This window comes from Mesorhizobium sp. USDA 4132 (assembly GCF_056279545.1).
In genome coordinates this window covers 1565950-1578683 of record NZ_JBWCCP010000001.1, presented here as the reverse complement: position 1 = coordinate 1578683, position 12734 = coordinate 1565950, and the positions used below count along the sequence as shown (strand labels likewise).

At 62.2% G+C, this 12734-nt stretch carries 8 protein-coding genes; 3 read left to right on the top strand and 5 right to left on the bottom strand.

Features of this window, described 5'->3' with window-relative positions; translation table 11 throughout:
• Positions 1-276: 276 nt before the first annotated feature.
• Together ACZ9IU_RS08265 and ACZ9IU_RS08260 are read left to right on the top strand one after the other, a co-directional pair.
• A complete protein-coding gene (locus tag ACZ9IU_RS08265; protein ID WP_038541952.1) occupies positions 277-1062 on the top strand; it encodes a metallophosphoesterase in 786 nt (261 codons plus the stop codon).
• Positions 1063-1185: 123 nt separating this feature from the next.
• On the top strand, positions 1186-2034 hold the full coding sequence (locus tag ACZ9IU_RS08260) for a DUF6030 family protein (protein WP_038541950.1): 849 nt from the start codon (positions 1186-1188) through the stop codon (positions 2032-2034).
• A gap of 5 nt (positions 2035-2039) precedes the next feature.
• Here ACZ9IU_RS08260 and ACZ9IU_RS08255 read toward each other — a convergent pair whose 3' ends face one another.
• Together ACZ9IU_RS08255 and ACZ9IU_RS08250 are read right to left on the bottom strand one after the other, a co-directional pair.
• On the bottom strand, positions 2040-5492 hold the full coding sequence (locus tag ACZ9IU_RS08255; RefSeq protein WP_038541949.1) for an ATP-binding protein: 3453 nt from the start codon (positions 5490-5492) through the stop codon (positions 2040-2042).
• A gap of 3 nt (positions 5493-5495) precedes the next feature.
• On the bottom strand, positions 5496-6731 hold the full coding sequence (locus tag ACZ9IU_RS08250) for a metallophosphoesterase family protein (protein ID WP_038541947.1): 1236 nt from the start codon (positions 6729-6731) through the stop codon (positions 5496-5498).
• Between the two features lie 115 nt (positions 6732-6846).
• On the opposite strand from ACZ9IU_RS08250, the gene ACZ9IU_RS08245 reads away from it, so the two are divergent.
• Positions 6847-7833, top strand: coding sequence for an aldo/keto reductase (locus ACZ9IU_RS08245; protein WP_038541946.1), 987 nt, complete (start codon positions 6847-6849; stop codon positions 7831-7833).
• Between the two features lie 168 nt (positions 7834-8001).
• On the opposite strand, the gene hupB is transcribed toward ACZ9IU_RS08245, so the two are convergent.
• The 3 genes from hupB to clpX all read right to left on the bottom strand — a co-directional run bounded on the left by hupB (position 8002) and on the right by clpX (position 12581).
• Complete coding sequence (gene hupB / locus ACZ9IU_RS08240) at positions 8002-8277, bottom strand: DNA-binding protein HupB (RefSeq protein ID WP_007753405.1); 276 nt, start codon at positions 8275-8277, stop codon at positions 8002-8004.
• Between the two features lie 200 nt (positions 8278-8477).
• A complete protein-coding gene (gene lon, locus ACZ9IU_RS08235) occupies positions 8478-10895 on the bottom strand; it encodes an endopeptidase La (RefSeq protein WP_038541944.1) in 2418 nt (805 codons plus the stop codon).
• Between the two features lie 408 nt (positions 10896-11303).
• The gene (gene clpX, locus ACZ9IU_RS08230; RefSeq protein ID WP_038541942.1) at positions 11304-12581 is read right to left on the bottom strand and encodes an ATP-dependent Clp protease ATP-binding subunit ClpX; all 1278 of its coding nucleotides are present in this window, start codon (positions 12579-12581) and stop codon (positions 11304-11306) included.
• Between the last annotated feature and the right edge of the window lie 153 nt (positions 12582-12734).

The window sequence follows — 12734 nt, the reverse complement described above, 5'->3', positions numbered from 1 at the left end:
GTGATTCTAGGGGGTAAGCAGGCGGCGAATTAAAAATCCGCGCACTGTGGCGAATCAACCACATGGTCGGTTAATCGTCGGTTATCCACAAAATACACTCCCCTTGCCATGAGCGCCGCCGAGCAGCCTTGTCAGGTTCGGAATTGTCTCGCAGATGACGGTGACATTGCCGATATACGCATCCAAGGGTCGAGCTTCGGACATTGTTAACACTCCTTCGGGCATCCACTTCTCATTGTCGGCAGGATCTTCCATATCGGGCGGATGGCAGTAAGCATGCTAAAATTGACGGATTGGTTTTCAAGACGCCGGCCGGCCAGATCGATCAGGCCCCGCCGCCGCCGGATCGATCTCGGTATCAACCCGCCCTCCTATCCGATCTATGCGATCGGCGACGTGCATGGCTGTATCGACGAACTTCGGGACGCCGAGGCCCGCATTGCCCATGACATGTCGGAGCACCGCCGTCCCGGAATGGTCATTCTGCTCGGTGACTATGTCGATCGTGGACCCGCGTCGAGCCACGTCCTCGAACACCTGATCAGGCCCAGCGAACACGGCCTGAGGCGGATTGCGCTCTGCGGAAACCATGACGATACCTTCATGAGGTTCGTGGACGATCCGGAACGTTATTCCGAATGGCTGGGAATGGGCGGCGAACAGACGCTGCTATCCTACGGTTTGGACCCATACCAGTTCGGCGCGCGCGGCAAGAAGCGCGGCACCAGGTTCGGCGACCTGCTGATGGAAGCCGTGCCGGTGCCGCACAGGAAGTTCCTCGCCAATCTCCCGGTCAGCCTGACGATCGGCAAACTCGTCTTCGTCCATGCAGGCCTGAGGCCTGGGATACCGCTCAAACAGCAGACCGAGGAAGACATGCTCTGGATCCGGGACGCCTTTCTTGCGACCGGACCGCGGCTGCCGCTCCTCGTCATCCACGGACATACGCCACAGCCGGAACCGGATTTCGGACCCGGCCGGATCGGCGTCGATACGGGCGCCTACTACTCCGGCAGGCTGACGGTCCTCAAGATCGACGGCGGCCGCTTCTCGTTCCTCTAAAGGTCCGGATATCGGGCGAGCCGACACCTCCAAACAGCAGAGGCTTGATCATCGAGCCAGAGAAGCGTGTTATGTCGGCGGCGGGGGCCGAATGCCGGGCCATCCCCGATCGGAAGCGGAGCCATGCCGGAGGAGGGTAAGGCAGACAGACTGACACCAGCCGATCGGCGCCGCGGGCAGCGTTCGGCTGTTCTGGTTTTCGGCTTTTTCCTTGCAGTCGTGCTGGCCGCCCTCGTGACGATCGTGCTCACGGTCAACAATGGCCGGAACTACAAGCGGCTCGTCCGGCAATTCGCGCTGGAGCAATACCTTCTCCCCGCGCCACCGGCGCCACCCTTGCGGATCGACAGGCATAGATCGCTGCCACCGGCGGAACACTATCCACCCTGGCTCCTCAAGGCGGGCCTCGAGCGGATGGCGGTGTTCGAGAAGACCGAGGTGCTTTCCGCCGACGAACGCTGCGATCTGCTACGAGACGACAGGGGCACGGCACCTACCTTCACCCGTTCGGGTCACGATTGGGAATGCCTGTTTTTCGAGGAATTCGGAAATGCGCCGGAACCGGCCGCGATGTTCATCCAGGTCCGCGGCACGGAGCCCGACATGGTCACCAGCTTTCGCATCAAGGTAAGCCTGACGGACCTGACCATGGAGCTTGCGGTGCTCAGTGAAGCCATTCGTGCCACCGAGCGGTTCGGCCTGCCGATGACGCCCGAAACCCGAAGTTATCTGATCGAGAAACTTGCGGGACGCACTGAGTTCAGCTCGATCGTCGAAAACTACCGAATGACGTTCAGCCGGGAGATCACCGATGCACGGCGCTATAATCTGCTGATCCTGCCGCGCCGACAGACGGCCGGCTGCGGCGAACGCCCGTCGGCCCCGCCGGACAGATGGGCCACGCCGACCTATCGCATGCCGGTCGGCTGCCTGGCGTTGCGCAGCCTATCTCAGCCGCAATCCGCCTCTTAGGTGTTTTAGGCTCGCTCCAACTGGATGAGGTCGAGCCCGCCCCCCAGCTCGCGGCGCGCCGTCTCGACCAGGCTCATCTGGTGGGTAAAGAGCACGGTCTGAAATCTTTCGCCGGCGGCGGCCAGGGTCCGAATGCCGGCCGCAGTTCGTTCGTCGTCAAAGGTCTGGAAGATGTCGTCGAGGATCAGCGGCGCCGGCTCGTTGCGGCTGCAATAGTCCTCCAGGAAGGCGAGCCGCAGCGCCAGATAGAGCTGATCGCCAGTACCTTCGCTCAGGCCGGGAAGCCTCACCTGCTCGCCGGTACTGCGTTCGACCGCGAGCTGCAGCTCGTCGCGCTCGTCATAGACTTGGACAAGGCGCGAAAAACGGCCGCCGGTGAGATCGGCGAAGACCCGCCCTGCCCGCTGCATGACCGGATCGGCCTGGCGTTCGCGATAGGCTTCCATGGAGCTCGCCAGAAGGCCGGCGGCGAGCTTCAGCACCACCCAGCGCCGCGCCAACTCCTTGGCTTCCGCTTCGGCGGCGAGCTTCTGGAAGACGGCGCGCTCGGCGCCGATGCCGGTTTCCAACTCCCGGCGGCGGCGCTCGCTATCGGCCTGGGCAATGCCGAGCACCTTCATCCGCTCGACCTGCCGGGCATCCTCGGCATCCAGCCGCTCGATTTCCAGGCCGGCGGCGATCCTGTCGAAACCGGCGAGGGCCGCACGAGCCTCGTCTTCGCTTGCACCATCCGCCTGTTCGGCAAAGCGGCTGCGGCATTGCGCGAGGCTCGCTTCCAGCCGGTTGCGTTCGCGAAGGTCACGGAGAAGGCCATCGGCCTCTTCGATATCCTTGGATGCGGCGGTGGCAAGCCCGCGCAGGTCCGCTACCAGTCTTTCCGCGTCGGCCGCGTGCCGGGCAACGGCAAGCTCCGCGCGCTCCAACGCCGTGGAGAGCGTGGCCTGCTGGTTGGCGGCGGTCCGGGCGCCCATGGCGCGGTCGTTGAGCCTGCCGGCGGCGACATCGGCGGGAAGCAAGGCAAGATCCGGCGATACCTCGGCGGCGATCCTACGCACCTCCGTTTCGAAATCCTCCATGTCCCGGGCCATGCCGCGCACCCGGCGGTCGCGGTTTTCCCGCTCTGAAAGCAGATCCGGTATGGTGCGCCAGACATCCAGCGCCGCAAGCGCCATGTCGACCGTCGCATCGTCCGGAAGGCCCGCCAGGACTGCCGCGTTTGAGAACGTGGAACGCCAGCGTTCGATATCGCGGCGCAAACCGGTCTCGCGCTCTGCCAGCTTTTCCAAAGCCTCTTCGGCGGAATGGCGCTTGCCTTCCAGCGATCGGCTTTCGGTCCAGCGCTCGTTGAGCTCACCAATCCGGCGTTCAAGCCCGCGGGCGAGAGCGGGAGGAGGAAGTGCCGCTGCGGCCAGACCGATCGCTTCGGCCAGCCCCAGCAGTGCCGGCTTGAGTTTTTCCTCCCTGAGACGCAGCGTCTCCAGCTCGTCGCGCGCATCGTTCAGCGCACCCGACAGCAGGGAAAGGCCATCGACAGCACGCCGCCACTCGATCATCCGCTCCGGCGTCGACGGTGCGACGGGTGCTGCATGGAAAAGGTCTTCGAACTCGGTGACCGCGTCGGCGGCGGCAATGTCGCTTTCCTTGGCAGTGATCTCGGCAGCGCCGATCGCCTGTTGCAGTTCGCGCTGGCGCAGGGTGAGCTGGGCGTGGCGCGACACACGCTCGGCATCGGCAAGCGCCGCGTCGGCGAGCCGGTCTGCGTCCTCCACGGCGATCTTCAGTTCGCTCAGTTTTTCGGCAGATGGTTTTGCTCCAAGCGCATCGATCTTTTCGTCGCGGCCGGCTCTTGCCGCTACGATATCCTCGCGGGAGACGATCCGCCCCTGCTCTTCCAGCGCGGTAAGCTGCCCGGCGATCGCCTTGGCTTCGTCGCGGATACCGGCGAGCTTCTGGGCCGCCTGGGCGCTCTCCGCTTTGGCCGCGTCGATCAGCCGGCGATGATGGGTGAGCGTCGCGATATCCGGCAGCGGCACCGAGAGAAGACGGTCGATATCCCTGACCGGCGGGTCGAGGCGCGCGGCCGCGGCGGCAAGATCGCTTTCGGCACGGGCGACGCGCACCTGCAGCGTTTCGACGCTGGAGAGTTCGCTGACGTCGGGACGCAGCGCTGCGAGCTGTTCCGCCCACGGTTTCGGGTCGATCAACCGGCCGTCCGGTCCGTGGTCCCCCAACCGCCGCAGAACATCCTGCGCGTCCTCGATCTGCTGGCGCAGCTGCTTCAGGCTGCGGTCGAGCTCGTTGCCCTCCTCGACAAGCTTGCGGAGGCGCACGAGATCGGCATCGGCCGGCTGGGCGCGCTGAAGCTCTTCGAATTTGCCAAAACCAAGCCGGCGGGCCGACTGGACGATACGCTGGTCGAAATCGTCGACCTCGCCGCGCACCCGGGCGATATCTTCCCGCGCCTTGATATAGGCGCCCTTGTCCGCATGGGCGGCCAGGATCTTGGGCGCCGCGGCAATCAGTGCCTCATCGACATGCACGGCGCTGATCTCGTCGCGCAGACGCGATACCTCGGCCTCCGCAGCCTTGAGCGCTTCGGCGTTCTTATGCTCCGTCTCCAGAGCCGCGGCCAGGCGTTCCTCGAAGCCAGCCGGCAGCACAGCCAGCGCTTCGTATTGCGTGAGCAGTTCCCGCTCGCGGTCGATCTCCCGCAGCACCGGTTCCAGCCGCAGCAGTGTCCGCAAGCGATCGAGGGCGCGCTTGGTTTCCTGCCGCTCGGCCTGCACGGCGGCGAGATCGGTTTCGATCTCGGCCTGTTCGGCGAGCAGCTTTTTCCAGTCGCCGGATTTCAGCTCGTTGTCGCGTTCGGCCTTGCGGGCTTCGTCATGGCTGTCGAGCACCTGATAGAACGAGCGATCCTTGGAGCGACGCGGCGCATAGATGCCGTCGGCTTCCGCATCCAACGACTTGCGCAGGTCCGAAAGTCCGGTCAGGCCGGAGGCCGCGGAAAACAGCAGGCTGCCGATCTCACCGCCGCTTTTCAGCATCGTCTCGCCACCGGCCCTGAGCGACGCGGAATCGAGCCCGAAGGCGCGTTCGAACACGTCGCGGGACAGGGTGCCGAGGAACGGCGCCAGGGCATCCTCGGCCAGGGCCTCTTCCGTCTCATTGGCGGCGAGCAGCGTATTCTTGCGGCCTCGGCGGCGGCGGAATTCGCGCGCCTGGCCATCGCGCGCGGTGATCGCGGCACCGACGCGGAGCGCGGTGGCATCATGCAAAAAACTGTATTCAGCGGTCGTCGGGAAACCGAACAGCAGGTCGGAGATTGCCGACAGGGCGGAGGATTTTCCGGCCTCGTTCGGTCCGTAGATCACATGCAATCTGGCATCCGGGCGGAAGGTCAGTGTCCGGTCGGTCAGCGCGCCGTAGCGCAGAATATCGAGGCGATTAAAACGCATGGATCAGCCAGCCCTCGCCGCACGCGAGAGCAGGAGATCGCGGGCCTCGGCCAGCAGCGCTTCGGCATCGTCGCCAAGCGCCAGGTCGCCCGCTCCGATGCCGCCCGGCAGGCGGGCGGTGATCTCGGCGATCTTGGCGTTGGCATCGGCGACCAGTTCAGGGGCGAAGCCGTCCATCGGGATGAGGCCTTCGAGACCGAGCATGTCGGTCGCGACGCGCGCCCCGTTGGTTTCCGGTTCCAGCCGCACTTCCAGCTTTTCGAGCCAGATATCCTGGTGGGAGCGATGGCAGGCGGCCTGCACCTCATCGCGAAAATCCTCGGCGCGGGCCATCACTTCGTTGCGGAAGCGGTTTTTGCCCGTGAGACGGATGCGCAGCGCCAGCGGCCGACCTTCCATCCGCTCGACGACATCTTCCAGTGCACTCTCGATGCGGCGCAGGATCGCCGGGATGTTGTCGTCCGGTTCGACCGCAACCACGAGTTCGGCAAAGCGGGCACTGTCGGTGATGATCCGCTCATGGGTGATACGACCGTCCTCGACGGTCACCAATACCGCGCCTTTCGCCCCCTGCTCGCGGATCGAGCGACCCTGGAGATTGCCGGGGAAGACAACCAGCGGGTCTTCGGCGACGATCTCGAAATCATGAACATGGCCGAGCGCCCAGTAGTCGTAACCGCGCGAGCGCAGATCCTCGACCGAACACGGCGCATAGGGCGCGTGCGGCTCGCGGCCGGTGAGCGAGGTATGCAGCACGCCGATATTGAACCAGCCCGCTTCCGGCTTCGGATAGGCGAGCGACAGGTTATCGACCGCCGAGCGCTCGGCAAAACCCTGGCCGTGCAGCGCAACCTTCAAATGATCGAGCTTGAAGCTACCCGGCTTGTTGACCGGGAACTCGCTGACATTCTTCGGCAGGGTAATCGTCTTGGTGATGACGCTTTCGGCGTCGTGATTGCCCTTCAGCAGGAAGACGGGGATACCGGCGCGTTCCAGCCGCGCCACTTCGCGGTTGAAGAACAGGCCAATCTTGTTGTCCTTCCAGTCACCGTCATAGACGTCGCCGGCAACGATGAAGAAGTCCACCTTGCGTTCGACCGCCTGGTCGACCAGGCCTGAAAACGCCCTGCGGCTCGCCTCGATGAACAGTTCGGCGATGGCAGCGTCCTTCAGCGCCAGCCCCTGGAAGGGACTGCCGAGATGCAAGTCGGCCGCGTGAATGAATCGGAAGGAGGTCATCGAATCGCTTGTTTTGATTGCCGGAGCTGATCAGGTGTTTTAGGCAAATGCCGGGCACGAAGGAAGCTCAGGGTTCCGCAGCCTGTGGATAGCCCAATCTTATTCGGAGGACATCATGAGAAACCACGCGTTCGGACGCACATCCTTCACCGTCAGCGAGATCGGTTTCGGCGCCTGGCAGATCGGCGGCTCCTGGGGCGACGTCAGCGAAACGGACGGGGCCAAGGCGCTGGAAGCGGCGCTCGATGCCGGCGTCACCTTCGTCGACACCGCCGACGTTTATGGCGATGGCCGTTCGGAAAAAATCATTGCCGGCGTCCTGAAATCGCGCGGCGGCAATCGGCCGATGGTCGCCACCAAGGCCGGCCGTCGTCTCAGCCCGCATGTGGCCAACGGCTATACCAAGGCCAATCTCGAAGGCTTCATCGACCGCAGCCTCAAGAATCTCGAAATCGACAGCCTCGACCTCGTGCAGCTCCACTGCCCACCGACCGAAGTCCTCTATCGCCCGGAGGTTTTTGGCGCGCTCGACGATCTGCGCCGTGCCGGCAAGATCAGGAATTACGGCGTCAGCGTCGAGAAGGTCGAGGAAGCGCTGAAGGCGATCGAATATCCGGACGTCACCAGCATCCAGATCATCTACAACATCTTTCGCCAGCGCCCGGCCGACCTGTTCTTCAGGGAGGCCAAGCAGAAGAACGTCGCGGTCATCGTCCGCGTGCCGCTCGCAAGCGGGCTGCTGTCGGGCAAGATCACCCGCGATACGGCGTTCGCCAAGGACGACCATCGCAATTTCAACCGGCATGGCGACGCCTTCGATGTCGGCGAGACTTTTGCCGGCGTACCGTTCGAAGTTGGTCTCCAGGCGGTCGAGGAAGTCCGCAAGCTGGTGCCACGGGGAGCGTCGATGGCGGCTTTCGCGCTGAAATGGATCCTGATGAACGAGGCTGTCACCGTCGTCATTCCCGGCGCCCGCAACGAGGCGCAGGCCAGGGGCAATGCGGCAGCGGCCGAGCTTGCCGCACTTTCGGCCGACGTGATGACGGCGACCAAGGAAATCTATGCGCGGCTGGTTGCTCCGCACGTGCATCAGCGCTGGTAGGGACGCCGAGCTTGCCGTCACGCAGCATGCAGCCCCGTGACAACGGATGACAGTTTTCGCATCCAGCGTTGTGATTGGCAGCGATTTGCGACTCGTAAAAAAGGCCCGGGAAAAACCCGGGCCTTTTCAAAATATGAGACTGTAACAGGATGCCTCGAAGGCAGCGCGTTAGCTGTTGACTGCGTCCTTCAGGCCCTTACCGGCCGAGAACTTCGGCACGTTACGTGCCGGGATGTCGACTTCGGCGCCGGTCGACGGATTACGACCCTTGGACGCTTCGCGACGGGAAACGGAGAAGCTGCCGAAACCGGCAAGACGGATATCGCCGCCCTTCTTCAGTTCAGCCTGTACGGTCTCAAAAACGGCGTCTACAGCGGATGCGGCATCAGCCTTAGAGAGGCCGGCCTTCTCGGCCACTGCGGATACCAACTCATTCTTATTCATGTTTCCACCCCTTTCAAACGGTTTTGGAACGACTCATGTAATCGGGGCAGACAATAGTCAGGCGCCCGCCCGTGGCAACCCAAAAGCTCCGCAATCGCCTGAAAAACAAGGGGTGCGCGTTATTTTTCACAAAAAAAGCCGGCGTTGTGCCGGCTTTTTTCATTGCTGGTGCCAATTTGGCATAACCAAAAGACTATCGATCAGTGCGCTATGGTTACGCCTGCGTCGTCCACACCTTCGACCGTGGTGATCAGCGGCGTTTCCACCGTGCCATCCCATTCGATCGCTTCCGGTTGACGGACGAGCGCGTGACGGATTACCTCGCCCATGCGGGAAACCGGAATGATCTCCATGTTGTTCTTCACATTGTCCGGAATCTCGGCCAGATCCTTGGCGTTCTCTTCCGGGATCAGAACGGTCTTGATGTTGCCGCGAAGGGCGGCAAGCAGCTTTTCCTTGAGGCCACCGATCGGCAGCACACGGCCGCGAAGGGTGATCTCACCCGTCATCGCCACGTCCTTGCGGACCGGGATGCCGGTCATGATCGAGACGATTGCGGTCGCCATGCCGACGCCGGCCGACGGTCCGTCCTTCGGGGTTGCCCCTTCCGGCACGTGAACGTGGATGTCCGACTTGTCGAAGCGCGGCGGTTCGATGCCGAAATCGATTGCACGCGAACGGACATAAGAAGCCGCCGCCGAGATCGATTCCTTCATCACTTCCTTGAGGTTGCCGGTGACCGTCATGCGGCCCTTGCCCGGCATCATCACGCCTTCGATCGTCAGCAGTTCGCCGCCGACTTCCGTCCATGCGAGACCCGTGACCACGCCAACCTGATCCTCGCCCTCGGCTTCGCCGTGGCGGAACCGCGGAACGCCGAGGTAGTCGGAGATGTTGGCCGCGGTGATCGCAACCGACTTGGTCTTGCCCTTGATAATCTCGGTGACCGCCTTGCGGGCGAGTTTCATCAGTTCACGCTCATAGCTACGAACGCCGGCTTCCCGCGTGTACTGCTGGCTGATCGCCATCAGGGCATCGTCGGTGATCGAGAATTCGTTCGGCTGCAGGGCATGTTCCTTGATCGCCTTCGGCAGAAGGTGACGCTTGGCGATCTCGCGCTTTTCATCCTCGGTGTAACCGGCGATCCGGATGATTTCCATACGGTCCATCAGCGGTGCCGGGATGTTCAGCGTGTTCGCCGTGGTGATGAACATCACGTCGGACAGGTCGTATTCGACTTCCAGGTAATGGTCCATGAAGGTCGAGTTCTGCGCCGGATCCAGCACTTCGAGCAGGGCCGAAGACGGGTCGCCGCGGAAATCCATGCCCATCTTGTCGATTTCGTCGAGCAGGAAGAGCGGATTGGACTTCTTTGCCTTCTTCATCGACTGGATGACCTTGCCGGGCATCGAGCCGATATAGGTGCGGCGGTGACCGCGGATTTCGGCTTCGTCACGGACGCCGCCGAGAGCCATGCGCACGTATTCGCGGCCGGTCGCCTTGGCGATCGACTGGGCGAGCGAGGTCTTGCCGACGCCCGGAGGCCCGACAAGGCACAGGATCGGACCCTTGAGCTTGGTGGCGCGGGCCTGCACGGCGAGATATTCGATGATGCGTTCCTTGACCTTGTCGAGGCCGAAGTGATCGGCTTCGAGGATCTTCTCGGCATTGTTGAGGTCGACCTTGACCTTCGATTTCTTGGCCCACGGAATGCCGAGCAGCCAGTCGAGATAGTTGCGCACGACGGTGGCTTCCGCCGACATCGGGCTCATCTGCTTGAGCTTCTTCAGCTCGGCATCGGCCTTTTCCTTGGCTTCCTTGGACAGCTTGGTCTTGGCGATGCGCTCTTCCAGTTCGGCCATCTCGTCACGGCCTTCTTCGCCGTCGCCGAGCTCCTTCTGGATCGCCTTCATCTGTTCGTTGAGGTAGTATTCGCGCTGGGTCTTCTCCATCTGGCGTTTGACACGCGAGCGGATGCGCTTTTCCACCTGCAGGACGGAGATCTCGCCTTCCATGAAGCCGAGCGCCTTTTCGAGGCGCAGCTTGACGGAAACCGTTTCCAGCATTTCCTGCTTTTCGGTGATCTTGATCGACAGATGCGAGGCAACCGTATCGGCCAGCTTCGAATAGTCTTCGATCTGACTTGCGGCACCCACCACTTCCGGCGAGATCTTCTTGTTGAGCTTCACGTAGTTTTCGAACTCGGAAACCACGGAGCGCGACAGGGCTTCGACCTCGACCGCATCCTCGTCGGGTTCGGCAAGAACGCTCGCCGTCGCTTCGTAGAATTCTTCACGGTCGGTATAGCCGTCGATCTTGGCGCGCGAACGGCCTTCGACCAGAACCTTGACGGTGCCGTCGGGCAGCTTCAGGAGCTGCAGCACGTTGGCGACGGTGCCGACCTTGTAGATTGCCGAGGGTTCGGGATCGTCGTCGCCGGCATTGATCTGGGTGACCAGCATGATCTGCTTGTCGGAACCCATCACCTCTTCGAGCGCGCGAATAGACTTCTCCCGTCCGACGAACAAAGGCACGATCATATGCGGAAAGACCACAATGTCGCGCAGCGGCAGCACCGGATAGGTTTCGCTACCAGTCGCAGACGTTGAATTCGTCATTTCATTTCCTTTCCATCGTCCCGTTTCCGGGATACGTCCCGGGGCAAATCACCCGGGCATTTCACTCTCGCCCAAAGTGGAGTTTTAGAAATTTGATTTCAAGCCTTGCAGGCCGCCGTCGCTTAACGAATGTGACAGGGGCATTACAAAGCGTGTACACATAAACGCCACGCGGAACGCCAAAGGACACGGGACGCGACCACCGGACCTGCCAACCTGAGATCACATCCAAACGAAGCAACCGGAGCGTCGATGATCTTCCCGCACAGTCTCTAATGCAAGGCGAATATGGTGCAATTCTTCGCGAGGCAAAAATGGTGGAAAAATCAAAAAAAGCAAGGCTGTTCGCCGACATAAAAAAGAGGCCCCGATAGGGCCTCTTCAAGCTCAGGAACGGAACGGCCCACTTCAAGCCGAAACGTTCGCCTTTTCATCCTGCCGGTCGGCATAGATGTAGAGCGGCCGGGCGTTTCCACGCACGACGTCGTCCGAGATGACCACTTCGCGCACGCCTTCGAGCGTCGGCAGTTCGAACATGGTGTCGAGAAGGATCTTCTCCATGATCGAGCGCAGGCCGCGGGCGCCGGTCTTGCGGGTGATCGCCCGCTTGGCAATCTCGCGCAGCGCATCCTCGTGGAAGGTCAGATCGACGTCTTCCATCTCGAACAGGCGCTGGTACTGCTTGATCAGCGCGTTCTTCGGTTCCGACAGGATCTGGATCAGCGCATCTTCGTCGAGGTCTTCGAGGGTTGCCAGAACCGGCAGACGGCCGATGAATTCCGGAATGAGGCCGAACTTCACCAGATCTTCCGGCTCCAGTTCGCGCAGCACTTCGCCGACGCGACGGTCATCCGCCGACTTGACGGAGGCACCGAAGCCGATCGAGGTCTTTTCGCCGCGAGCCGAGATGATCTTGTCGAGACCCGCGAAGGCGCCGCCGCAGATGAACAGTATGTTCGTCGTGTCGACCTGCAGGAATTCCTGCTGCGGGTGCTTGCGGCCGCCCTGCGGCGGTACCGAGGCAACCGTGCCTTCCATGATCTTCAGAAGCGCCTGCTGCACGCCCTCGCCCGACACATCGCGGGTGATCGACGGGTTGTCGGACTTGCGGGAGATCTTGTCGACTTCGTCGATATAGACGATGCCGCGCTGGGCGCGTTCGACATTGTAGTCCGCAGACTGCAGGAGCTTCAGGATGATGTTTTCGACGTCCTCGCCGACATAGCCGGCTTCGGTCAGCGTCGTGGCGTCCGCCATCGTGAAGGGAACGTCGATGATGCGGGCGAGGGTCTGGGCAAGATAGGTCTTGCCGCAGCCGGTCGGGCCGACCAGCATGATGTTCGACTTCGCAAGCTCGACATCGCCGCCCTTGGAGGCATGCGCGAGGCGCTTGTAATGGTTATGCACCGCGACCGACAGGATACGCTTGGCCTGCTTCTGGCCGATGACATATTCGTCGAGGACCTTGATGATGTCCTGAGGCGTGGGCACGCCGTCGCGGGACTTGACCATCGAGGTCTTGTTCTCTTCGCGGATGATGTCCATGCACAGTTCGACGCATTCATCGCAGATGAATACGGTCGGTCCGGCGATCAGCTTCCGGACTTCGTGCTGGCTCTTTCCGCAGAAAGAGCAATATAGGGTATTCTTGGAGTCGCCGCCGTTGCTGCCGCTGACTTTGCTCATATCACTTTCCTTCCAGCACTCCGCACTCACGTCAAAACGGGCGCGGTCCACTCTACCGCTTGCCGGCGCGCGCCCGACGGGCCTTGCGCGCCTGCCTTGCCTTAAGGGTACTCTACCGATCCTGCGTACATCATGCCGGATCAGCGGCAACGA

Bases quoted from the DNA above. Each gene is read 5' to 3' on its own strand.
- ACZ9IU_RS08265 (WP_038541952.1), top strand. From the start codon at position 277: ATGCTAAAATTGACGGATTGGTTTTCAAGACGCCGGCCGGCCAGATCG.
- ACZ9IU_RS08260 (WP_038541950.1), top strand. From the start codon at position 1,186: ATGCCGGAGGAGGGTAAGGCAGACAGACTGACACCAGCCGATCGGCGC.
- ACZ9IU_RS08255 (WP_038541949.1), bottom strand. From the start codon at position 5,492: ATGCGTTTTAATCGCCTCGATATTCTGCGCTACGGCGCGCTGACCGAC.
- ACZ9IU_RS08250 (WP_038541947.1), bottom strand. From the start codon at position 6,731: ATGACCTCCTTCCGATTCATTCACGCGGCCGACTTGCATCTCGGCAGT.
- ACZ9IU_RS08245 (WP_038541946.1), top strand. From the start codon at position 6,847: ATGAGAAACCACGCGTTCGGACGCACATCCTTCACCGTCAGCGAGATC.
- hupB (WP_007753405.1), bottom strand. From the start codon at position 8,277: ATGAATAAGAATGAGTTGGTATCCGCAGTGGCCGAGAAGGCCGGCCTC.
- lon (WP_038541944.1), bottom strand. From the start codon at position 10,895: ATGACGAATTCAACGTCTGCGACTGGTAGCGAAACCTATCCGGTGCTG.
- clpX (WP_038541942.1), bottom strand. From the start codon at position 12,581: ATGAGCAAAGTCAGCGGCAGCAACGGCGGCGACTCCAAGAATACCCTA.